Genomic DNA, 22,828 nt, shown 5'->3' on the forward strand with positions numbered 1-22,828 from the left:
AAGTTATGCAGTATGTGATGGGCCATTCAGATGCACAGATCACAATGAATGTCTATAATCATATTGCAGAAAAGTCTCATGTGGAGAATGGGATGTCTAAAATGAACCTGCCGGAAACCGTACCTGTTGTGGTATAAATCATAAGTTGTTGTCGTAAAAATGTGGTCAAATCAAGAAAATCGAGTGCGAAAGCAAGTGAAAAACCTCTGTGAAGCCCATAGAATCAAGGCTTCACAAAATCTTCACAAATAATTAGCACTCACCTCTTGACATTGCTAATAATGCGTGCTATATTATAGATAGAACAAAGGAGAGGGAAACAGAGAGGAAGATCAGGAAGCCCGAGAAGATCGGAGCGAGAGGTTTTCTGAAAGGTTTCCGAAGTATCCAGAGTTCGGAGGATGTCGAAAGGCATCCGAGACAAACTTGCTGATTAAGATTTTAGATAGATAAAGGAGAGATGACTTATGTTAATGCCGAGTATTTTTGGTCAGAGTTTATTTGATGATTTTATGAGTGATTTCCCGTTTGACAACAGAGATATGGAAAAGATGGAGCGTAAGCTCTACGGTCATCATGCAAAGAACGTGATGAAAACCGATATTAAGGAAGTAGAGAATGGTTATGAGTTTGAGATTGATCTGCCGGGATTCACGAAAGATGAAGTAACCGCAGAGCTCAAGGATGGTTATCTGACGATCACCGCTTCAAAGGGTGTCGACAAGGATGAGCAGGAGAAGGATACTGGCAAGTACATCCGCAAGGAGCGTTATGCAGGTGCTTGCGAGCGCAGCTTCTATGTCGGCGAAGATGTAACCGAGGAAGATATTAAGGCTCAGTTCCAGCACGGAATTCTGAAGCTGTTCGTTCCGAAGAAGGAAGCAAAGCCGGCAGTAGAGCAGAAGAAGTACATTTCGATTGAATAATCGATCCAATCCGTTCCTGTTGGTGCAATGCATGAATGGGAACAGGAAATCAAGATAAGAGTGTGAGAAGGACAGTCGGTTCCGGGAAATCCGGGTCGGCTGTCTTTTTATATGATAGGAAATTGCGTCTTATCATATAAAAAAAGCTCTGCCAGAATGCGCCAAGGCACATTCTTTTTACAAAAAATTAGCACTCACCTATTGACAGTGCTAATAACATGTGTTATAGTACTGACAGAACAAAGAGACAAAGAAAAAAGATAGATAAAGAGAAAGCAACAAAAGAGTAAACAGACAACAGACATATTTCTGATTATGGAATGTGTAAACAATAACAGAAGCACCGAGGAATGGAGGCGAGTGTATGAATATCAATAAATTTACCCAGAAATCCATGGAAGCAGTGCAAAATTGTGAGAAGCTGGCATATGAGTATGGCAACCAGCAGATTGAACAGGAGCATTTGTTTTACAGTCTCCTCAAGCTGGATGACAGCCTGATTTTGAAGCTGTTGACAAAGATGGGAATCAGCAAAGAGCTGATTATGAATGAGGCTGAACAGAAGGTAGCCGGTCTGCCGAAGGTAAGCGGTGGTGGTCAGGTCTACATCAGCAACGATTTGAATAAAGTGTTGATTCATGCGGAAGATGAGTCGAAGGGAATGGGCGATGAGTATGTATCGGTTGAGCACATTTTCCTCGCACTGATGAAGTACGCAGACAGAACGATGAAGGAGCTCTTCCGTCAGCACGGAATCACGAAGGATGCCTTTTTGCAGGCATTGTCCACGGTTCGAGGAAATCAGAGAGTTGTCAGCGACAACCCGGAGGCAACCTATGACACGCTTGAGAAATATGGATACGATCTGGTGGAGCGTGCGAGAGATCAGAAGCTCGACCCGGTCATCGGCAGAGACAGTGAGATCCGAAATGTGATCCAGATTCTTTCCCGTAAGACGAAGAACAACCCGGTTCTGATCGGTGAACCTGGTGTTGGTAAGACCGCAGTTGTCGAGGGTCTTGCACAGCGTATCGTTCGCGGGGATGTTCCGCAGGGACTGAAAGACCGCAAGCTGTTTGCGCTTGATATGGGTGCACTGATTGCAGGTGCAAAGTACCGTGGTGAATTTGAGGAGCGTCTGAAAGCTGTTCTTGAGGAAGTCAAAAAGAGTGAGGGCAAGATCATCCTCTTTATCGATGAGCTTCACACGATCGTCGGCGCGGGTAAGACCGAAGGGTCGATGGATGCGGGCAACCTCTTAAAGCCGATGCTTGCGAGAGGCGAACTGCATTGTATCGGCGCAACGACTCTTGATGAGTACCGCAAGTACATCGAGAAGGATGCAGCGCTTGAGCGTCGTTTCCAGCCGGTTCTCGTGGACCAGCCGACTGTGGAGGATACAATCTCGATTCTTCGAGGAATCAAGGATCGGTATGAGGTTTACCACGGTGTAAAGATCACGGACTCGGCTCTCGTCGCAGCGGCAGTCCTGTCAGATCGTTATATCACTGACCGCTTCCTGCCGGATAAGGCGATCGACCTTGTCGATGAGGCATGTGCACTGATCAAGACTGAGATGGATTCGATGCCGACCGAGCTTGATGAGCTTTCGAGAAAGATCATGCAGATGGAGATCGAGGAGACCGCACTCAAGAAGGAGACGGATCGTCTGAGTCAGGAGCGTCTGGAGGATCTTCAGAAGAATCTGGCAGAGCTTCATGACGAGTTTAGCGCAAAGAAGGCACAGTGGGAGAACGAGAAGTCTTCGGTTGATAAGTTGTCTTCCCTGCGTGAGGAGATTGAGCAGGTCAATCGCGACATCGCTCAGGCACAGCAACAGTACGACTTAAACAAAGCCGCAGAGCTTCAATATGGCAAGCTTCCTCAGCTTCAGAAAGAGTTGGAGGCAGAGGAAGAGAAGGTGAAGAACCAGGATCTGAGTCTTGTCCATGAGAGTGTGACGGACGATGAGATCGCGAGAATCATCTCTCGCTGGACGGGAATTCCGGTCAGCAAGCTGAATGAGAGCGAGCGCAACAAGGTGCTTCATCTGGACGAAGTTCTGCACAAGAGAGTGGTTGGACAGGATGAAGCAGTCGAGAAAGTGACCGAGGCAATCCTGCGCTCAAAGGCAGGAATCAAGGACCCGACGAAGCCGATAGGCTCCTTCCTGTTCCTTGGACCGACAGGTGTCGGCAAGACCGAGCTTGCAAAGGCTCTTGCGGAGTCGCTGTTTGACGATGAGAACAATATGGTTCGTATTGATATGAGTGAATACATGGAGAAGCACTCTGTGGCACGACTGATCGGAGCACCTCCGGGATACGTTGGATACGAGGAGGGCGGTCAGCTTACAGAGGCAGTACGCCGGAAACCGTATTCGGTTGTTCTTTTTGATGAGGTGGAGAAAGCTCATCCGGATGTATTCAATGTTCTGCTTCAGGTTCTCGATGACGGACGAATCACCGATTCGACCGGAAAGACCGTGGACTTCAAGAACACGATTCTGATCATGACCTCCAACATTGGATCTCAGTACCTTCTCGACGGAATCGATGAGAACGGTGAGATTCGTCAGGATGCAAGAAATCTTGTCATGAATGACCTTCATGCACACTTCCGTCCGGAATTCCTGAACCGTCTCGATGAGACGATCATGTTCAAGCCGTTGACGAAGGATAACATCGGTCACATTGTGGATCTGATGCTTGCCGATGTCAACAAGCGTCTGGCTGATCGTGAGCTGACGATCAAGCTGACTGACCGTGCAAAGGTTTATGTCACGAACAATGGCTATGACCCGGCTTATGGTGCACGTCCTCTGCGCAGATATTTACAGAAGAATGTGGAGACTCTGGCAGCAAGAATCATTCTCGAGGGTGAGATCAGTGAGGGTCAGACGATTCTGATTGACACAACCGAGGATGGAAGTGCTCTGACTGCGAAAATTGAGCAGGAAGCAAAGTAAGATTTGAGATAGTTTGAGATTTATCTAAGACAAAGAAATTTGGATAAAAAAATTCCCTGTACATCGCGATGGTGTGCAGGGAATTTTTTTGTTTTATACGGAAATTGCGCCCGATCAAAGCAGATTTAGATTCTTATTTGATCTCCGTGTACGGAATTCGGCTGATGCCCTCTTTCTCAGCTTCCTTTGCAACTGCGTTTGCGACAGCGAGTGCCACACGCTTGTCAAAGGAGGACGGGATGACGTACTCGGTTGTCAGCTCCTCCTCCGGGATTACAGCTGCGATTGCATGGGAGGCGGCAACCTTCATGCCCTCGGTGATGTCCTTTGCGCGGACAGCGAGAACGCCCTTGAACAGACCTGGGAAGACGAGAACGTTGTTGATCTGGTTCGGGAAATCGGAACGACCGGTGCCGACAACGACAGCTCCGCCTTCTTTTGCCTCATCCGGCATAATCTCCGGAACCGGATTTGCCATTGCAAAGACGATACCGTTGTTCATCGTTGCAACCATCTCCTTAGTCACGAGCTTCGGCTTGGAAACGCCAACGAAGATGTCTGCACCCTTGAGAGCATCAGCCAGCTTGCCGTGCTCCTTGTTCTTGTTGCTGATGTGGGAGATCTCTTCCTGACCGGAGTTTAAGTTCTCATCGCCCTCGCAGATGATACCGTTGATGTCGCACATGATGATGTTGCCAAAGCCCATGGAGATCAGCTGTTTGCCGATTGCAACGCCGGCAGCACCTGCACCGTTGATGACAACGCGCAGTTCGCCCATCTTCTTGCCGGTTACCTTTACAGCGTTTAACAGGGCAGCACCTACGACGATAGCGGTTCCGTGCTGGTCATCGTGGAAGATCGGAATATCGCAGACTTCTTTCAGCTTGCGCTCGATCTCGAAGCAACGCGGTGCGGCGATGTCCTCCAGATTGATTCCGCCGAAGCTCTTGGAGATCAGGGCGATCGTCTGCACGATTGTGTCGACATCCTTGGAGTTTACGCAGATCGGGAAAGCATCGACATTTGCAAATGCCTTGAACAGGGCACATTTTCCCTCCATAACTGGCATTCCGGCAGAAGGACCGATGTCGCCAAGTCCGAGTACAGCGGTTCCGTCGGTGATAACGGCAACGAGGTTGCCCTTGCGGGTGAACTCATAAGCTCTCTCCTCATCCTCTGCAATCAGAAGGCAGGGCTCTGCAACTCCCGGGGTGTAAGCGATGGAGAGATCCTCCGGAGTCTTCACGTCGACTCTGGAAACGACCTCGATTTTTCCTTTCCATTCTCTGTGTTTCTCAATCGCAAGCTGTTTCTTATCCATGAAAAAACTTCCTCCTCTTTAATGTATCTCATGACTTATAAAAGTATTTTAATCCACAATCGGGAAAGCGTCAATGACTGCTGTTTAAATCATAGTAAAAGATATACTGCTGAAGAACACCTTCGTATCCCGAGTAAGATTCAAATGGAAATCCGTCCGGATAGTGAGAGGTCAGCACCTGGCGGATGTGGGTGTCGATCGGGAAGGCTTCGAGGTGATGAAGTCCGAAGAGACAGATGCAGTCTGCAACTTTTGCACCCACTCCGCAAAGCTTTAAGAGTTCTGTGCGCGCCGAAGGATAGTCCATCGATTTGAGTGCGTCAAGAGAGATCTCTCCGGAAGCGATTGAGTGTGCAGTTTCGACAAGATACCGGCTTCGGTAACCGAGTCCGAGCGCGCGCAGTTCGTCTTCCGTTGCAGTTGCAAGCTGTTCCGGTGTCGGAAAGAGATAGAAGGAGTCTGAGCATGTGTTGACATCATTTATATGATCAATCTTTGTGCCGTAATGCGTGCAGATCGTCTCAATGCACTTGCGGATTCGGCGGATGTTGTTCTGTTGAGAGATGATGAAGCTGATGATCATCTCCCAGAGATCCTGTCGCAGAATCCGGATTCCGCTTCCGTAGGCAACCGCAGATTGGAGATAGGTGTCAGCGGGATCGATGCCGGTCAGAAAACGGCGGTAATCGGTGTTGAGATCGAAATAAGATTTCCAGATTGTCTGAAAATCCGCCTCGGAGCAGTCCATCAAAATGACGCTGTTTTTTTGGCATTTATTAGAGGTTGAGGGCTGTTCTTGTTTTAAGCGAAGGCGCTGTCCGTTTGCGATCACCTGAAACCAGCCTCCTTCTTGTTCTGTCATGCGGAAACACTGACCGGAGGCGCTGATCTGAGCGATTGAGAAATTTGTTCCGTCTACGCGGATGTATTCGCCGGAGTTATAAGAGTGTGTGTGAGTTGTCATAGTTGTAGTGTCCCTTCTGTCTGCTTGTAAAATAAATCATGGATTGTGATTATCATTTATGGTTTATGGGATTCACAGTGGGGAGATTTATGCTTTTCAGGTAACAAAAAAGGAGCTCCCTTCCCCCACAGAAGGTTGCTCCTATTCACGATCAGAAACCGTTACATGATATAGTTTTTCTGGTATCCCCACACCAGTTACGGAAAGAAAAAGCGCCGGTCATCCGGTGCTTAAAGGGTTTCATTATGGAAACTCTTATCTGGCTTACCATTCCCCAATAGAAAACCAGAATGTCGCTCTCTTCGTACGAGAAATAATATACCATTTTTAAACAAAAATGTCAACGTTATTTTGTGCAATATATTGTATACATGAAAAACGCATCGACAAAAAACTGCAAAAAATGCATAGCACAAAACTGGGATTTAATTATGCAATGTATAAAAAAATCAAAAACGGGCACACTGGAATCGATGCCATGATTTAACAAAACGCAAAAAAACATTGAAAAAAGATTAACAAGAAAGCGCAAAAACAACTGGGAAGAGAGAGGGCGATTGGATGGAGTTTTCGGCGGATCTGACGGCGAATCTGGATCATCTCAAACAGGTGCTCCAGACAGATGAAAATTTTGATGTTGTGTACCGGATGGCAGAGTTTGGCGGGCGTCGCGCCTGCCTGTTTTTTGTGGACGGATTCACGAAAGATGAGGTGCTCTTGAAGATGCTTCAGTCATGGTGGAGCATAAAACCGGAGGATATGCCTTCTGATGCAAAGGGATTTTCGGAGAAATATGTGCCTTATGGAGAAGCGGGACTGATCAAGGAGGACACCGAGATGATTGTTCAGCTTCTCTCCGGAGTGACCTGTCTCTTTATAGACGGCTATGAGGAGTGCATGTCGATCGACTGTCGGACTTATCCGGCGCGCGGAGTCGGGGAACCGGAGAAAGATAAGGTGATGCGCGGTTCGAGAGATGGATTTGTCGAGACGTTGATTTTTAATACAGCTCTGATCCGCAGGCGAATCCGCGATCCGAAACTCACGATGGAGATCTTGACTGCGGGGGAGAGCTCTCATACCGATATTGCGGTATGCTATATGAAGGGACGAGTCGATGAAGATCTTCTTGATCGAATTCGAAAGAAAATTCAGTCCTTGAAAGTGGATGCACTGACGATGAACCAGGAGAGTCTTGCGGAGGGAATTTTCCCGCATAAATGGTACAATCCGTTTCCAAAATTCAAGTTCTCAGAGCGCCCCGACACTGCGGCGGCATGTATTCTTGAGGGAAATATCGTGATTCTCGTGGACAATTCTCCTGCGGCGATGGTGCTTCCGTCTTCGGTATTTGACATTATTGAGGAAGCGGATGACTACTATTTTCCACCGGTGACGGGAACCTACCTGCGTCTGTCTCGTATGATGACTGCGTTCTTGTGTCTGTTTCTGACACCGACGTGGTTGTTGCTGATGATGCATTCGGACAGTCTTCCAAAATGGTTGGAATTTACGAAACTATCAGATCAGGTTTATGTGCCGTTGATTTTTCAGTTATTAATTCTTGAGTTTGCGATTGATGGTCTGCGTTTGGCGGCTGTCAACACGCCGAACATGCTGACGACACCGCTAAGTGTAATTGCGGGTATTGTGCTCGGGGAGTACTCGGTGAAGTCAGGGTGGTTCAATTCGGAGACGATGCTTTATATGGCGTTTGTGACGATTGCCAATTACAGTCAGGCGAGCTTTGAATTGGGATATGCGCTCAAATTTATGCGAGTGTTGATTTTGATTCTGACGAGCCTGTTTGATTTCTGGGGATTTTGGATGGGAGTCATAATCTCTGTGTGTGCGATCGTGTTCAACCGGACGATTGCGGGAAAGAGTTATATTTATCCGTTGATTCCGTTTCATTGGAGAGAGCTTAAGAAGCGTTTCTTCCGTGGAAGATTGCCGGTGCTGAAGAAGAGCGAGGAGCGGTGACGGAAGAAAGTACTTGTCAGCGGAATGGAAGAACTGTATGATGAGAAAGTAGGCAGGTATAAGCATGTGGTAGGCAGATGCTTGTAAGTGAAACCGGTGCAAAAAGATTGTCATGGAGACAAAAGTTTTGTAAACTAGAGCTTGTGAAAATGCTGGATAGTTACAAAAGAATAGAATTAAAATATGATTGGAAAATGCAGAGGAGGAGAAAAAATGAGCAGTATTCCGAAAGATCCGGTGATGTTGATGAGTTATTTAAATACACAGCTTCGCGATAATTATGCGTCCCTGGAGGAGTTGTGCAGAAGCCTTGATCTCGATCAGGCTGAGGTGGAGAAGAAACTTGCGCAGATTGATTACCATTATGAGGAAGGAAGCAATCAATTTAAGTAAATACAAGCGTATAAGAGTGAAGGTTCCTTCAAAGCTGGAAACATAAAAAATCAAAGAGTGATGCATAAAGGAATCCTCCATGTCACATATTAAGGACATGGAAAGGATAAAGAGATTACCAACAGATTTTTTGAAATGCGGGATTACGGGATGGTGTCTGGAAGTGATTTTTACTTCTGTGGAGTCGATTCTGAATCACGACTGGAGACTGATGGGGCGGACTTCGCTTCTGATGTTTCCGATTTATGGATGCGGGGCGCTTTTAGGACCACTCGGAAGTCTGGCAGATCGGTGGATCGGAGAGAGTGAGCTTCGGGTCACGGATCGAATGATTCGTCATGGGATGATTTACATGGTTCTGATTTTTACGGCGGAGTACATTTCGGGGAGTTTTCTGAGGGCGAGAGGAATTTGTCCGTGGGATTACACCGGGAAGAGTGCAAATGTGGATGGACTTATCCGTCTGGATTTTGCACCACTTTGGTTTGGTGTGGGGCTTTTGTTTGAGCAAATCACAAAAAAGAGAGGCAGATGACTTGTTTTTGCCTTTCTTTTTTTATATACTGAAGATTAAAACAGTGCTGAATTTCAAAGGGAAAACGTTCTTTCAAAATAGATTTTTTAAAGGGATGAGAACGGATTTTCAGGAAAGAATCTGTCAATGATGGGGATGTGATTGATTTGAAATTCAGTAGAAAAGACGTTGCTGTACACGGGTAGATATTTTCTGAACTGAAAATACTGTATGATACAGTAACGAAAAACAAAGAGAAAGGATTTATTATGATAAGATTAATTCTGGTTGCATTTTTTCTCATCGCATTTTTGATTCTGAGTGCGATTCCGCTTCTGATCGGAGAGTACCTGATCTACAAAAATGATGAGAAAAAACAGCAGGAATATTGTCTGAAAGTGGCTCAGGCGATGTTTCGTATGCTTCTGCGTCTGACCGGCAGTAAAATTACGGTCAAGGGAAGGGAGAGAATCCCGGAGGGGGCGGTGCTCTATGTGGGAAATCACCGCAGTTATTTTGATATTCTCGTTGGATATACGATGGTTCCGGGACTGACCGGATTTGTCGCAAAGAAGGAGATGGAGACCTGGCCGATCCTTTCGGACTGGATGCGCAATGTAAATTGTCTGTTTTTGAATCGTAAAGACATCAAAGAGGGATTGAAAACGATTCTCGAGGGAATTGAGAAAGTAAAATCCGGGGTTTCGATTTGGATCTTCCCGGAGGGAACCCGTTGTCAGGAGAAAGATCCACTCAAGATGCTTCCGTTTAAGGAGGGAAGCATGAAGATTGCAGAGAAGTCCGGTTGCCCGGTGATTCCAGTTGCAATTACCGGAACGAGAGATATCTGGGAGAATCATCTGCCGTTTATCCGTCCGTCAAAGATAACGATTGAATTTGGCGAACCGATTTACATAAAAGAACTGCCGTTGGCAGATCGGAAACATCTTGGAGCGCTGGCGCAGAACCGCATTCTTGAGATGCTGGAAAAGGAACAGAAGATACGGAGGGCATAATTGTGGATTTACAGGAATGCAGAAAAGAACTGGATGGAATTGACCGTCAGTTGACAGAATTATTTGAGCGTCGGATGGAAATCTGTGGTCAGGTGGCACAGACAAAAATTGCTTCCGGAAAGGCTGTCTATGATGGAGAGCGAGAAAAACAGAAACTTGATGCTGTGGAGGCGATGGCACATGGGGAGTTTAACCAGACTGGGGTGCGCGAGCTTTTTTCACAGATTATGACGATCAGCAGGCGGTATCAGTATCGCCTGCTTGCAGAGCACGGAAGGGGTGTCGATCTCGGCTTTGAGAAGATTCCGACACTCAAGATGAAAGATGTCCGTGTCGTCTATCAGGGAGTGGAGGGTGCTTACAGCCACGGTGCTGCGCTTCAGTTTTTCGGGGAAGATGCGAATGTCTACCATGTGGAGCGTTTTCAGGATGCAATGAAGGAGGTCTCCGAGGGACGCGCCGACTATGCGGTTCTTCCGATTGAGAATTCTTCCGCCGGAGCGGTTGTGGATATGTATGACCTCCTGACCGGATTTAACAATTACATTGTTGCAGAGACATTTCTTCCGGTCAATCATGCCCTGCTTGGTCTGCCGGATGCAGAGCTTTCCGACATTCGCACGGTTTATTCTCATCCGCAGGCGCTGATGCAGTCCTCGCGTTTCCTGAATGCACAGGAGGGCTGGCGTCAGGTGAGTTGTCTGAACACCGCAGTTGCTGCGTGCAAGGTGATTGAGGACAGGGACAAGAGTCAGGCAGCGGTTGCAAGCGAGATTGCTGGAAAACTGTACGGACTCAAGGTACTTAAGTCTTCGATTCAGAATAATCAGGGAAATACAACCCGCTTTGTCATTCTCGCAAACCGTCCGATTTATCGTGAGGGCGCATCTCGAATCAGCCTTTGCTTTGAGCTTCCGCACCAGAGCGGAACACTTTACAACATGCTCGGCAATTTCATCTTCAATCATGTCAACATGGTAATGATCGAATCAAGACCGATTCCGGGACGCAACTGGGAATACCGCTTCTTTGTTGACATTGAGGGAAATCTTGAGGATTCTGCCATTGCCAATGCACTGAAGGGAATTTCCGCCGAAGCGTTAAACATGCGCATTTTGGGAAATTACTAATTTAAAGTTAGAGCCGTTCCCCAAAACACCATTTCTTTTTTTATTTTCTTTGCTATTTTCTACATGAATTTTACAGAGATTTAACAAAACACCGGAATATTTCAGGTATAATGATAAGTAATGTATTATGAATTACATAACTCAGAACAGATAACCCCATAAATATCCCTTTGACAGGCAGGGGATGATAATTTCTCGCAGGGGAGACACAACGTAACGATTCGGGGAGGGAAAGTATGGTACGCACATTTGCTGCGATCGATGTGGGATCGTTTGAACTGGAACTTGGGATTTTTGAGATTTCCGACAAGAATGGAATTCGAGCTGTGGATCATGTAAAGCATATGATTGCGCTTGGAAGAGATACGTTCCGGGACGGAAAGATCAGCTACCGCCTCGTGGAGGAGACTTGTGGTGTTCTGGAAGATTTTGTCCGAATCATGAAGGAATATCAGGTCGAGGACTACCGTGCCTACGCGACGAGTGCGATGCGTGAGGCGCGCAACAGCCAGATCGTGCTTGAGCAGATCCGTGTGCGGACAGGCATTGAGGTCAAGATCATCAGCAACTCCGAACAGCGTTTTATCAGTTACAAGGCGATTGCGGCGAAGGAGGCAGAATTTCAGAAAATCATCCAGCAGGGAACTGCGATCGTGGACGTCGGTTTCGGAAGTATGCAGGTATCTCTGTTTGACAAGGATGCACTTGTCATGACGCAGAGCCTTCCTCTCGGTGTTTTACGTCTGAAAGAATTTCTTGCAAATGCGCGTGCGAGCGCAGAAGTGGAGCATTCTCTGGTCAAAGAACTTGTGGACAATGAGCTGATGACATTTCGCAAGATGTACTTAAAAGACAGAGAATTTAAGAATGTGATTGCAATCGGAGAGCCGATTCTGACCCTCTACTACAAGACAGAGGCCGGAAAGCGAAAAGAACAGCTGACGGCGGAGGAGTTTGACCATTTTTATGCGAGAATCAAGTCGATGACAAAAGATCAGCTTGAGGATGCGTTTGATGTCAACGGAGAGTATGCACAGATGCTTTTCCCAACGGCGTCGATTTACAAGCGGATGCTTGACATCACCGGCGCACAGATGATCTGGGTTCCGGGAATCCGCATGGTTGATGGCATGGCAGCAGAGTACGCCGAAGACAAGAAAATGTTGAAATTTAACCACGATTTCTCGAACGACATCATTGTGGCATCGAAAAATATCGCAAGACGATACAAATGTCAGATGTCACACGTTCAGGCAGTTGAAGATTCTGCACTCAAGCTGTTTGACACGCTCAAGCGTTACCATGGAATGAAATCGAGAGAGCGCCTTCTGCTTCAGATTGCCGTGAATCTGCACGCATGCGGAAAATTTGTGACGATGCGAGATGCCTTAGATTGTGCCTATAACATCATCATGTCGACGGAGATCATCGGTCTGTCCCATGTGGAGAGGGAGATCGTTGCCAATGTGGTCAAGTATCACGATCAGAAATTCCGCTACAATGAGGTGGAAGTCTCCGCGAAGCCGTCGAGAGACAGCCGTCTGGTGAATCCGGAAAATCTGACATTGATGATCGCAAAGCTGACCGCAATTCTTCGACTCGCAAATTCGATGGACCGCAGTCACTTGAATAAGCTGGCGGACTGCAAGCTGAATGTGCGGGAAAATCAACTTGTGATTTCAACGGATTACAGTGGAGATGTGACACTTGAGGCGATTTCCATTGCGGAGAAAGGTGATTTCTTCGAGGAAATTTTCGGAGTGCGTCCGGTACTTCGGCAGAAAAAGAAAGTGTAGGGAATGAAGGTGACGGTGAAAATGGCAGAAAAAATGGTGGAAAAGAGTACAAAGACAGAGAAGATGACAAAAGTAGATAAGGCAGATAAGACAATTAAAGTAGATAAGGCAGAAAAAACAGAGAAGACCGGGAAACAGGAAAAGCTGGAGAAAGCCGGAAAAGTGGACAAGATGGAGTTGGCAGAGAGAGATTACACCGATCCGAAAAACTATGTAAACCGTGAACTCAGTTGGCTGGAGTTCGATTTTAGAATTTTGAATGAGGCGCGGGACAAATCGATTCCGCTGTTTGAGAGACTGAAGTTTTTAAGTATCACTGCCTCAAATCTCGATGAGTTTTTCATGGTTCGCGTGGCATCTCTGAAAGATCAGGTGCATGCGCGCTATAAGAAGCCGGATATTGCGGGTCTCAGACCGGAGGAACAGCTTGCAAAGATCGGAGAGAAGACGCATGAGTTTGTGAATCTTCAGTATTCGACATACAGCCGTTCTCTGCTCCCGGCGCTGAAACAGCAGGGACTTTGTGTCGTCTGGGAACACGAGGATCTCGACGAGAAGGATGGAGAGTTTGTTGACCGTTTCTTCCACGAGAATGTCTATCCGGTGCTGACACCGATGGCTGTGGATTCCTCCCGCCCGTTCCCGCTGATTCGCAACAAGTCGTTAAACATTGCGGCCCTCGTTCAGAAGAAGGGCGATGAGAAGGAGAAAGATCTCGAATTTGCGATGGTTCAGGTTCCGTCTGTGCTTCCGCGCATCGTGGAGCTGCCGGAGGGTGAGGATGGAGAGCACCGTGTGATCCTTCTCGAGGAGATCATTGAGCGCAATATGAAAGATCTCTTCCTGAACTATAATATCGTGAGTGCGCATCCGTTCCGCATCATGAGAAATGCCGATTTCACCCTCGATGAGGAGGAGGCAGAAGACCTGCTTGTGGAGATCCAGAAACAGCTCAAGAAGCGCCAGTGGGGCGAGGTTATCCGTCTTGAGGTCGAGGAGAAAGTTGACCGTCGTCTGTTGAAGATTCTCAAGCGCGAGCTCTCTGTCGGTGAGGAGGATATTTACGAGATCAATGGCCCCCTTGATTTGACCTTCCTGATGAAAATGTATGGAATGGCAGGATTTGAGGGACTCAAATCCCCGTCTTACACGCCTCAGCCGGTTCCGGAATTGATGAATGACGACGATATTTTTGCAAACATCCGAAAAGGAGATATTCTCCTTCATCATCCATATGAGACCTTCGATCCGGTTGTGAATTTCGTGCGCTCTGCATCGAAAGACCCGAATGTGCTCGCAATTAAGCAGACGCTTTACCGTGTCAGCGGTCATTCTCCGATTGTTGCGGCCCTTGCCGAGGCGGCAGACAACGGAAAACAGGTTTCCGTTCTCGTTGAGCTGAAAGCGCGATTCGATGAGGAAAATAATATCAACTGGGCAAAGATGCTTGAGAAGGCGGGCTGTCACGTTATCTATGGTCTTGTCGGTCTGAAGACTCACTGCAAGATTACGCTTGTCGTGAGAAGAGAGGAAGACGGAATCCGCAGATATGTCCATCTTGGAACCGGAAACTACAACGATTCGACTGCAAAACTCTACACGGATTGCGGTCTCATGACCTGTGCGCCTCAGTATGGAGAGGACGCAACCGCGGTCTTCAATATGCTTTCGGGATATTCCGAGCCACCGACATGGAACAAGCTGTCCCTCGCACCGCTGTGGCTTCGCAGCCGTTTTATCAAGATGATTCGAAGAGAGACGGAGCATGCGCGCCAGGGACGGTCGGCACACATCATGGCGAAGATGAATTCCCTGTGTGATAAGGAGATCATCGCAAATCTCTATGAGGCTTCGTGCGCGGGCGTGAAGATTGAGCTTGTCGTGCGCGGAATTTGCTGTCTGCGGGCAGGAGTTCCGGGGCTTTCCGAGAACATCAGTGTGCACTCGATCGTCGGAAATTTCCTTGAGCATGCAAGAATTTTCTACTTTGAAAATGATGGTTCCTCGGAGGTCTACATGGGAAGTGCAGACTGGATGCCGAGAAACCTTGACAAGCGTGTCGAGATCATGTTCCCGGTTGAAGATCCAGAACTCAAGGAACGAGTGATTCACATTCTCAAAGTTCAGCTTGAGGACAATGTGAAGGCACACATTTTACAGCCGGATGGAACGTATGAGAAGGTAGACAAACGCGGAAAGACGCTTGTGATGGCGCAGAACCAGTTTTGCGAGGAGGCAATTGCAAATGCCAGGGCGTACAATGCAGGAAATGACGTTCACAACACGAGAGTTTTTGTGCCGGCAGAGGCATAGTGAGAGACATATCCGGTCAATTTCAGAGTATTTGAAAGATTTAGGGGAAGATGGAAAATCTTCCCCTTTTTGTTAGAAAAAAGTAAGGCACGGGCAGTTGTTTTATGTTAAAATTAAAGAGCAAATTATGACAAAAAATACAAAATCATTGATATACATAAACAGGATTGAATGAAGATAGAGAAAAACAGCCGAACATTTTCGGTTGCATTTTGTATGGGGAGGAAAAAGAAATGGCAGAGACTAGCATTCTGGTAGTGGACGATGAGCAGGAGATCGCGGATCTCGTGGAGATTTATCTGGTCAGCGACGGGTATAAGGTATTTAAGGCAAACAATGCACAGGAGGGACTGGAGATCCTCGACAAGGAGGACATTCAGCTCTGCCTTCTGGACATCATGATGCCGGGGATGAACGGACTTGAGATGTGCAAGAAGATCCGTGAGACGAACAACATTCCGATCATCATGCTGAGCGCGAAGTCCACGGATCTCGACAAGATTCTGGGACTTGGAACCGGAGCTGATGACTATGTGGTCAAACCGTTTAATCCGCTTGAGCTTACCGCGCGAGTTAAGTCCCAGCTTCGCCGTTATACGCAGTTTAATCCGAACAGCACTGTGCATGAGACGGTGAAGAATGAGATCAGCATCCGCGGTCTGACGATCAACAAGGACAATCATAAGGTGACGGTCTATGGGGAGGAAGTCAAGCTGACGCCGATCGAATTCGACATCCTCTATCTGCTGGCGTCGAATCCGGGAAAAGTCTTCAGCACCGATGAGATTTTCGAGAAGGTCTGGAATGAGAAGGTGTATGAGGCAAATAACACTGTCATGGTACATATCCGTCGTCTGCGTGGCAAGATGAAGGAAGATGAACGTCAGGATAAGATTATCACCACCGTTTGGGGGGTAGGATATAAAATTGAAAAATAAAAAGAACAGCCGGCAGGATTTCTCACATCGCTATCAGACCAGGATGATTGCGAATATTGTATACAGCACACTTCTCGCCTGTCTCGTGGAGATGTTTCTTGTGACGAATCTGACAATGCTGGCAGGATATGCGAAAAAATCGGAGTGGGACAATGCACTCCTTGGCATGATCGGGGAATCAGATGTGATCATTGTGCTCGGCTATGTGCTGGTGGGAATTCTTGTGTTTTCCGTCACGTTTCTGATGCTTCAGGACCGGTCTGTCCGGTATGTGGGAAAGATTTCCGATGCGATGAACAGCATTGCGGAGGGAGATTTAAACACGACAGTTGATGTGGTCGGGGACGATGAGTTCTCGTCGATGGCGGAGAGTCTGAACAAGATGGTTGAGGAGATCCGCAAACTCATGGACAAGGAGAGGGAGTCGGAGCGGACGAAAAATGAGCTGATCACGAACGTCGCTCATGATCTGCGAACGCCTCTGACCTCGATCATCGGTTATCTCGAACTCTTGTCGGGAAATGTACAGCTTCCGCCGGAGATGCAGAAGAAATATATCGATATTGCATACAGCAAGTCGAGACGCCTCGAAAAGCTGATTGAGGATCTGTTTGGATTTACAAAGATGAATTACGGAAAAATTGCGATGCATGTGTCTCAGGTGGACATCGTGAAACTTTTGGGACAGCTTCTTGAGGAATTCTATCCGAATTTTGCGGATAAGGGACTCTCCTATGAGCTACAGAGCAATGTTCCGGCAAAGATCATCACAGCAGATGGAAATCTGCTTGCGAGACTTTTTGACAATCTGATCAACAATGCAATCAAGTATGGCGCAGAGGGAAAACGGATCATCCTGAAGATCAATGCGGAGGATGAGACGGTTCAGATCTCAGTGACGAACTATGGATATGTGATTCCGGCGGAGGAACTTCCGCTGATCTTTGAGAAGTTTTACCGCGTGGAGCAGTCGCGTTCGACACACACCGGAGGCACCGGACTGGGGCTTGCGATTGTGAAGAATATCGTGGATATGCACGGTGGAACGATCAGCGTAAAGAGTGATCTTGACGGAACTGTGTTTACGGTTGTGCTCCAGGTAAATTTTGATGTAAATCGGGAGCATTTTGGATGAGTGAAGAAGAGCGACCGAAAAAAGCAAGAAGTAAAAAGCAGGAAGCAAAAGCAGAAAGTAAAAAGCAAGTAGCAGAAAGCAAGAAGCAAGTTAGAAAGAGGTGAGAGGGGTTGAACCTTCAAACATATTTCAAATCGGCAAAATCAGGGAGAAGGAAGATGGCTAAGACAGTAGCTGTCTTCCTCCTTTGTGGTTTTGCGATCGGAATAGCAGGAAAATGGGAAACGAGTTATGGAATGACGGCAGAAACATTTGTGCCGTCTTTTACAGAGACGAGAGGGACAAAAACAGTTTCCGGGTCAGAAGAAACAGAAACAGCTGAAAATGAGACGAAGCAGGTAGGAACAAACAGTGACGGGGCGGAGAATACGCAGGAAGAGAATGCGGGAATCTCGATGGAAATCGCCTACGGCTATGACAATACTGCAAAGGGAGGACGCTATCTGCCTCTCGCTGTCAAGATTGGCAATACCCGGGACACAAGTTTAAATGGAACGATTCAGGTAAAGTCAGCGGAGTCGGACGGAACGGTTTACCGCTATGATTATGAGATTGAAGTTGCAGGAGCGGAGACATGCAAGAAGACGTACTATATTCCGGTCGGAACCGGGGCGAGTCGTCTCTATGTGACACTTCTTGCGGAGGATGGGACGGAACTTCTGACAAAGACGGTGAAACTCAATGTAAACCGGGATGTGCCGGAGATGTTTATCGGAATTCTGTCCGATCATCCGGAAGAGCTTGAGTATTTTAACGGAGTCGGGATTCGTTACAGCACACTTCGCACGAGAACCTTTGATCTGCCTGGGGAGGAGTTTCCGGAGGATGATGTGGGATTAAATCTTCTCGATGTGCTGATTGTCAACGATTACAAGCTGAGAAAGCTCTCAGAACGCCAGACTGCGGCGATCATGGACTGGGTACACGACGGAGGGCTTCTGATTCTCGGAACCGGAGCGAGGGTCGATGACACGCTCGGTCGTTTTGCGCCGGAGCTTCTCGACGATTCCTACGGAACACCGAGTCTCCGCCATATCAATCTCGGGGAAGGATTTGCACTCGAAGATCCGAGTGAGGGAATGCTTGCGCTCTCGTGTGTGGATTTCTCGCTTCATGGGGGAAATGTGATTCTCTCAAGCAATGGACTCTCTCTGCTGACGGCGACTGCGAAGGAGCAGGGAATCATTGCGGTCGCCTCGTTTGATCTGGGTGATATTCAGTCCTTCTGTGAGGCTCATCCCTCCTATGTGGATCACTTTTTCACGAGTTTGCTCGGGGACAGCCGGATCAATCAGCTCTCGGAGCTGGTTTACAGCGGAAATTCCTCAAAGTTCTGGTCGATGCAAAGCCTGATCAATACCGGAGATGTGAACAAACTGCCGAATCTTGCGCTCTATGTCTGCGTTGTCGTCGTCTATCTCGGCGTTCTCGGACCAGGCATGTATCTCTTTTTGAGAGATCGGGAATTGCAGGGGTATTACCGAAGAGGAGTTGTTGTGCTCTCGGTTGTGTTTGCCGGACTGATCTATCTGCTCGGGAGCCGGACGCGTTTCCGCTCAACATTTTATACTTACGCGTCGATTCGCGATGTGACGGCGGACTATGTGACAGACAACACTTATGTCAATATTCGCAATCCTTACAACCGACCGTACACGGTTGAGCTGAGTCCGGAGTATTCCATTCTTCCGATTACACGAAGCTCGCTTTACAACGACTCATCGGAGCAGTCAGATTTTTCCAGTACAACGCTGAGCCAGATTGTTGTGAGCTATTTAGAGGATGAGACGAGAATCCAGGGACAGGGGATCCCGGCATTTGCTCCGCGCTATTTCCAGCTTGAGCGCAAACAGGAGAACAGTGAGCAGGTTGGAATCACGGGCGAGGTTCGCTATTTTGAGGGAAAAATCAGCGGAAGTATCACGAATCACTTTCCGTTTGCACTCGAAAATACGACGCTGATGCTTTATGGAACGATGGTGAAAATCGGTCCGATGGAGGCAGGGGAGACGAAAAAGTTAAACGATCTGGAACTGATTCGTTTTCCGCTCGGAGATTCTTATGTCGTCGCAGACCAGATCTCGGGAGAGAGCGCGTTTACCGCGACGGACATTCGGAATAAGGAGTATCTGCTGGCGCTCGAGCGCTCAAATCTCCTCAAATTTTATCTTGACAATTATTTAAACGGGTATACGGCGGATGCGAGAGTGCTTGCATTCAGCACGGAGAAAGAGGAATCCGCATTTTTGAAAACCCCGTCTGAGGACACCTATGGTCTGACGCTTCTGACCTCGTCTTTGGCAGTGAATTCTTCAAGTGATCCGATGATCTACCGTTCGGCGCTGATGAAGGCTCCGACTGTGATCAGCGGAACGTATGAGGAGCAGACAAACACGATGGGGGCTTCGGAACCGCTGACGCTTGAGTATCAGCTTGGCGGGGATATTGAGGTGGAAAGCCTGACGCTTGAGCCGATTTCAGAGATTTTCCTCAAAAATGGCGGAGGTTACAGCGAGGCATTTTCCGGTGGAATTTATTTCTACAACTATGGAAGCGGAAACTATGATCTCATTGACCTTGATGGACAGACGATGACGGTTGATCAGCTCAAACTTTATCTGTCACCGGCAAATACAATCACGGTGCGCTACGTCTATGACGGATCGGGAGGATACAGTTCCATTCAGCTTCCGATGCCGATGGTAGCGGGAAAGGAGCGCTGATCAGAGATGGCAGATACAGATACAGTAAATATGTTAAAGATACGAAATTTAAAGAAGAAATTTGGAAATTACCGCGTTCTTGAGGACATGAATATGGAGATCAAGGCGGGAGCGCTCTACGGCTTTGTCGGACCGAACGGAGCGGGAAAGACGACGACGATCCGCATCATGAGTGGGCTTCTGTTGCCGGACGCAGGGGAAGTCGAGATTGACGGCGTCGATGCGATCAGGGAGCCGGAGCGGGTAAAAGAGAAGTTTGGATATGTGCCGGATCATTTTGGCGTGTATGACAATCTCAAGGTTTCGGAATATATGGAGTTCTTTGCATCCTGTTACGGGATGGAGGGACTCAAGGCGAGGAAGCGGGCGGAGATTCTGCTTGAGCAGGTGGGACTTGGAGACAAGAGAGATTTCTTTGTTGACAGCCTTTCGAGGGGAATGAAACAGCGTCTCTGTCTGGCGAGAGCGCTGATCCATGATCCGCAGTTCTTGATTATGGATGAGCCGACGGCAGGGCTTGATCCGCGGACGAGACTCGAATTTCGGGATACGGTGCAGGAGCTTCATGAGCAGGGAAAGACGATTCTGATCAGTTCACATCTGCTCTCAGATCTCTCAGAACTCTGCACGGATATCGGAATCATCGATTCTGGAAAACTTGTTTTGAGCGGAACGATGGATCAGATTATGAACCAGATTCATACATCCAGACCGCTTATTATCACGGTTCAGGAAAATCTTCCGACCGCGATGCAGCTGCTCAAGGAGGAGGTTCTTGTGCGGACGATCAGTGTGCGCGATCAGGAGATTGTCGCCGGATTTGACGGGGATGCTGAGGCGGAGTGTGAGCTTCTTCGCAGACTCGTCGAGGCAGGTGTAAAAATTCGGGGATTTGTGCGCGAGGCAGGAAGTCTTGAGGCGTTGTTTATGCAGATTACAAATCACCAGAAGGAAAGGGTGGTGCTCTCTTATGAAGACGAATCCGGTCTATAAACGCGAGATTATGGTCAGTGCGAGAAGTTTTAAGCTCGCGCTGATGTTGCTGGTCTTTAACGGAATTCTGGCGCTTGTGGCACTGCTCAATATGTATTCCAATCTCGCACAGGTGCGGATGACGGCGGAGGTTCAGTACTCGAGCTTTCTTGATCTCTATCTGTTTGTCGCGGTTCTGGAATTTATGATGCTGATTTTTATCATGCCGGCGATCACATCCGGGAGCATCAGCGGAGAGCGGGAACGTCAGACGCTTGAACTTATGCTGACAACGAAAATGAAGCCGTCGGAGATTGTGCTTGGAAAGCTCGCATCGGCGCTGAGCACAGTTTTTCTGATGATTGTGTCGAGTTTTCCGATTGTATCACTCGTTTTTGTCTACGGAGGAGTGACACTGAAGGATGTCGGGCTTTTGATGATCTGTTATCTGGCATCGGCGCTTTTTGTCGGAAGTCTTGGAATTAGCTGTTCTGCAATTTTTGGGCGTTCGACACTGGCGACTGCAGTCTCATATGGAATCACGGCTCTGAGTGTTGTCGGAACTTATGGGATCAATGAGTTTGTCTATTATCTGAGCGGGATGAATATGGACAGTTATCTGGTTTCGATGGGGCGGAGTGTAGGCTCGGCGAGCTCTGGAAATTTCCTGTATCTGATGCTGATTAATCCACTTTCCACGTTTCTTTTGACGATTGCGCGCCTGACAGGAAGAGAACAGCAGGCAGTGAATGTGACGGACTGGTTTGGCGATCATGGATGGAATCTGGTGACGGCAAACTGGACGGTGATCAGTGTTGTCCTGCAGTTTGTGTGTGCAGGCCTTTTGATTCTGGTCGCGATTCGCTGTGTGGAGTCGTGGAAGCGGAGATAAAGGTGTTTGGCTTCGGATGTTTGTGCCAGAAGGGGAGGGATCGGAAATCTTGGGGGGAGGAGAAAGGAGAGAGAATAGCCTTTCAAGGGAGTCTTCAAGGAAAAGTTTCAGGGGGCTTCAAGAGGCTCCCCTTTTTTTGAGGTAAGAGTTAAATTTGTTCGAATCACTGCGGGGCAATACATGAATTGTAATGAAAAACAGGTTGCGGGAAAAGGTAGATCAGAGTAAAATAGAGACAGAATGTAGCTGGAAAATCAGAGAGTTGTGATGGAACAGTTATGGCAGGATCAAAATACGAGAAAAGGAAGGAAATAACATGAAAGACGTAAATTGCGCATATTGTATGCAGGGAGAACTGGTTGCAAAGTTTGCATATCCGGTTTGCAAGATGGACACCGGTTTTCTGTATGTATTTAAGGAGCAGAGCCATCCGGGTCGTCTGATTCTTGCTCATGACAAGCACATCAGCGAGATGATTGAGCTGACGGATGAGGAGAGAAATGCTTTCTTTGCAGATGTTGCAAAGGCTTCTCGTGCAATTCATAAGGTATTCCATCCGGAGAAGGTAAACTACGGTGCATACGGTGATACCGGTTGCCATCTGCACATGCATCTGGTTCCGAAGTACAAGGATCAGTACGAGTGGGGCGGTACATTTGAGATGAATCCGGGCAAGGTAACTCTGACGGATGCCGAGTATGAGGAGATCGCAGAGAAGATCCGCCAGGCACTGTAAGATCTGAAAAACACATAAATATTAAAAAGTAGCAGATTCCGCCGGGAATGCGGGTCTGCTACTTTTTTTTGGGAAAGAGTCTGTTATCAAATAAAAATATGTGGTGGG

Annotated in this window: 17 protein-coding genes; 15 read left to right on the forward strand and 2 right to left on the reverse strand. The window is 47.7% G+C overall.

Going from position 1 to position 22,828, the window contains the following annotated elements; translation table 11 throughout:
• The first annotated feature begins 467 nt into the window (after nucleotides 1-467).
• Together AC4EVX_RS00005 and clpB are read left to right on the forward strand one after the other, a co-directional pair.
• Nucleotides 468-926: an Hsp20/alpha crystallin family protein gene (locus AC4EVX_RS00005; protein ID WP_177977731.1), complete on the forward strand. Its 459-nt coding sequence runs from the start codon at nucleotides 468-470 to the stop codon at nucleotides 924-926.
• 364 nt (nucleotides 927-1,290) lie between these two features.
• Nucleotides 1,291-3,894, forward strand: a complete 2,604-nt coding sequence (gene clpB, locus AC4EVX_RS00010; RefSeq protein ID WP_177978476.1) for an ATP-dependent chaperone ClpB — start codon at nucleotides 1,291-1,293, stop codon at nucleotides 3,892-3,894.
• Between the two features lie 133 nt (nucleotides 3,895-4,027).
• On the opposite strand, the gene AC4EVX_RS00015 is transcribed toward clpB, so the two are convergent.
• Together AC4EVX_RS00015 and AC4EVX_RS00020 are read right to left on the reverse strand one after the other, a co-directional pair.
• Complete coding sequence (locus AC4EVX_RS00015; RefSeq protein WP_490159317.1) at nucleotides 4,028-5,215, reverse strand: NAD(P)-dependent malic enzyme; 1,188 nt, start codon at nucleotides 5,213-5,215, stop codon at nucleotides 4,028-4,030.
• 70 nt (nucleotides 5,216-5,285) lie between these two features.
• A complete protein-coding gene (locus AC4EVX_RS00020; protein WP_490159318.1) occupies nucleotides 5,286-6,179 on the reverse strand; it encodes a DNA-3-methyladenine glycosylase family protein in 894 nt (297 codons plus the stop codon).
• A 561-nt stretch (nucleotides 6,180-6,740) separates the two neighbouring features.
• Here AC4EVX_RS00020 and AC4EVX_RS00025 point away from each other — a divergent pair.
• The 13 genes from AC4EVX_RS00025 to AC4EVX_RS00085 all read left to right on the forward strand — a co-directional run bounded on the left by AC4EVX_RS00025 (nucleotide 6,741) and on the right by AC4EVX_RS00085 (nucleotide 22,720).
• A complete protein-coding gene (locus AC4EVX_RS00025) occupies nucleotides 6,741-8,162 on the forward strand; it encodes a spore germination protein (RefSeq protein WP_177978482.1) in 1,422 nt (473 codons plus the stop codon).
• 213 nt (nucleotides 8,163-8,375) lie between these two features.
• Entirely contained in the window at nucleotides 8,376-8,555 is a 180-nt protein-coding gene (locus AC4EVX_RS00030; RefSeq protein WP_308450299.1) for a DUF4250 domain-containing protein, read from the forward strand.
• 79 nt (nucleotides 8,556-8,634) lie between these two features.
• The gene (locus AC4EVX_RS00035) at nucleotides 8,635-9,090 is read left to right on the forward strand and encodes a putative ABC transporter permease (protein WP_177978486.1); all 456 of its coding nucleotides are present in this window, start codon (nucleotides 8,635-8,637) and stop codon (nucleotides 9,088-9,090) included.
• A 248-nt stretch (nucleotides 9,091-9,338) separates the two neighbouring features.
• The gene (locus tag AC4EVX_RS00040; RefSeq protein ID WP_177978488.1) at nucleotides 9,339-10,085 is read left to right on the forward strand and encodes a 1-acylglycerol-3-phosphate O-acyltransferase; all 747 of its coding nucleotides are present in this window, start codon (nucleotides 9,339-9,341) and stop codon (nucleotides 10,083-10,085) included.
• 2 nt (nucleotides 10,086-10,087) lie between these two features.
• Nucleotides 10,088-11,215, forward strand: a complete 1,128-nt coding sequence (locus AC4EVX_RS00045) for a bifunctional chorismate mutase/prephenate dehydratase (RefSeq protein ID WP_177978490.1) — start codon at nucleotides 10,088-10,090, stop codon at nucleotides 11,213-11,215.
• 236 nt (nucleotides 11,216-11,451) lie between these two features.
• On the forward strand, nucleotides 11,452-13,011 hold the full coding sequence (locus tag AC4EVX_RS00050) for a Ppx/GppA phosphatase family protein (RefSeq protein ID WP_177978492.1): 1,560 nt from the start codon (nucleotides 11,452-11,454) through the stop codon (nucleotides 13,009-13,011).
• A 171-nt stretch (nucleotides 13,012-13,182) separates the two neighbouring features.
• Nucleotides 13,183-15,324: an RNA degradosome polyphosphate kinase gene (locus AC4EVX_RS00055; RefSeq protein ID WP_177978571.1), complete on the forward strand. Its 2,142-nt coding sequence runs from the start codon at nucleotides 13,183-13,185 to the stop codon at nucleotides 15,322-15,324.
• A 233-nt stretch (nucleotides 15,325-15,557) separates the two neighbouring features.
• The gene (locus tag AC4EVX_RS00060) at nucleotides 15,558-16,262 is read left to right on the forward strand and encodes a response regulator transcription factor (protein ID WP_177978493.1); all 705 of its coding nucleotides are present in this window, start codon (nucleotides 15,558-15,560) and stop codon (nucleotides 16,260-16,262) included.
• A 43-nt stretch (nucleotides 16,263-16,305) separates the two neighbouring features.
• Nucleotides 16,306-17,397, forward strand: a complete 1,092-nt coding sequence (locus tag AC4EVX_RS00065) for a sensor histidine kinase (RefSeq protein WP_177978573.1) — start codon at nucleotides 16,306-16,308, stop codon at nucleotides 17,395-17,397.
• A 158-nt stretch (nucleotides 17,398-17,555) separates the two neighbouring features.
• Nucleotides 17,556-20,120, forward strand: coding sequence for a DUF8725 domain-containing protein (locus tag AC4EVX_RS00070; protein WP_490159319.1), 2,565 nt, complete (start codon nucleotides 17,556-17,558; stop codon nucleotides 20,118-20,120).
• A gap of 30 nt (nucleotides 20,121-20,150) precedes the next feature.
• Nucleotides 20,151-21,113, forward strand: coding sequence for an ABC transporter ATP-binding protein (locus AC4EVX_RS00075; protein ID WP_177978575.1), 963 nt, complete (start codon nucleotides 20,151-20,153; stop codon nucleotides 21,111-21,113).
• Complete coding sequence (locus AC4EVX_RS00080; RefSeq protein ID WP_177978497.1) at nucleotides 21,091-21,984, forward strand: ABC transporter permease; 894 nt, start codon at nucleotides 21,091-21,093, stop codon at nucleotides 21,982-21,984. The genes AC4EVX_RS00075 and AC4EVX_RS00080 overlap by 23 nt, the downstream gene beginning before the upstream one ends.
• A gap of 316 nt (nucleotides 21,985-22,300) precedes the next feature.
• Complete coding sequence (locus AC4EVX_RS00085; protein WP_177978499.1) at nucleotides 22,301-22,720, forward strand: HIT family protein; 420 nt, start codon at nucleotides 22,301-22,303, stop codon at nucleotides 22,718-22,720.
• The last annotated feature ends 108 nt before the right edge of the window (nucleotides 22,721-22,828 follow it).

It is taken from the genome of Brotaphodocola sp. (assembly GCF_983179755.1).

What these genes read in the sequence shown, in the direction of transcription:
- AC4EVX_RS00005 (WP_177977731.1), top strand. Translation starts at nt 468, where the DNA reads ATGTTAATGCCGAGTATTTTTGGTCAGAGTTTATTTGATGATTTTATG.
- clpB (WP_177978476.1), top strand. Translation starts at nt 1,291, where the DNA reads ATGAATATCAATAAATTTACCCAGAAATCCATGGAAGCAGTGCAAAAT.
- AC4EVX_RS00015 (WP_490159317.1), bottom strand. Translation starts at nt 5,215, where the DNA reads ATGGATAAGAAACAGCTTGCGATTGAGAAACACAGAGAATGGAAAGGA.
- AC4EVX_RS00020 (WP_490159318.1), bottom strand. Translation starts at nt 6,179, where the DNA reads ATGACAACTCACACACACTCTTATAACTCCGGCGAATACATCCGCGTA.
- AC4EVX_RS00025 (WP_177978482.1), top strand. Translation starts at nt 6,741, where the DNA reads ATGGAGTTTTCGGCGGATCTGACGGCGAATCTGGATCATCTCAAACAG.
- AC4EVX_RS00030 (WP_308450299.1), top strand. Translation starts at nt 8,376, where the DNA reads ATGAGCAGTATTCCGAAAGATCCGGTGATGTTGATGAGTTATTTAAAT.
- AC4EVX_RS00035 (WP_177978486.1), top strand. Translation starts at nt 8,635, where the DNA reads ATGTCACATATTAAGGACATGGAAAGGATAAAGAGATTACCAACAGAT.
- AC4EVX_RS00040 (WP_177978488.1), top strand. Translation starts at nt 9,339, where the DNA reads ATGATAAGATTAATTCTGGTTGCATTTTTTCTCATCGCATTTTTGATT.
- AC4EVX_RS00050 (WP_177978492.1), top strand. Translation starts at nt 11,452, where the DNA reads ATGGTACGCACATTTGCTGCGATCGATGTGGGATCGTTTGAACTGGAA.
- AC4EVX_RS00055 (WP_177978571.1), top strand. Translation starts at nt 13,183, where the DNA reads ATGGAGTTGGCAGAGAGAGATTACACCGATCCGAAAAACTATGTAAAC.
- AC4EVX_RS00060 (WP_177978493.1), top strand. Translation starts at nt 15,558, where the DNA reads ATGGCAGAGACTAGCATTCTGGTAGTGGACGATGAGCAGGAGATCGCG.
- AC4EVX_RS00065 (WP_177978573.1), top strand. Translation starts at nt 16,306, where the DNA reads ATGATTGCGAATATTGTATACAGCACACTTCTCGCCTGTCTCGTGGAG.
- AC4EVX_RS00070 (WP_490159319.1), top strand. Translation starts at nt 17,556, where the DNA reads ATGGCTAAGACAGTAGCTGTCTTCCTCCTTTGTGGTTTTGCGATCGGA.
- AC4EVX_RS00075 (WP_177978575.1), top strand. Translation starts at nt 20,151, where the DNA reads ATGTTAAAGATACGAAATTTAAAGAAGAAATTTGGAAATTACCGCGTT.
- AC4EVX_RS00080 (WP_177978497.1), top strand. Translation starts at nt 21,091, where the DNA reads ATGAAGACGAATCCGGTCTATAAACGCGAGATTATGGTCAGTGCGAGA.
- AC4EVX_RS00085 (WP_177978499.1), top strand. Translation starts at nt 22,301, where the DNA reads ATGAAAGACGTAAATTGCGCATATTGTATGCAGGGAGAACTGGTTGCA.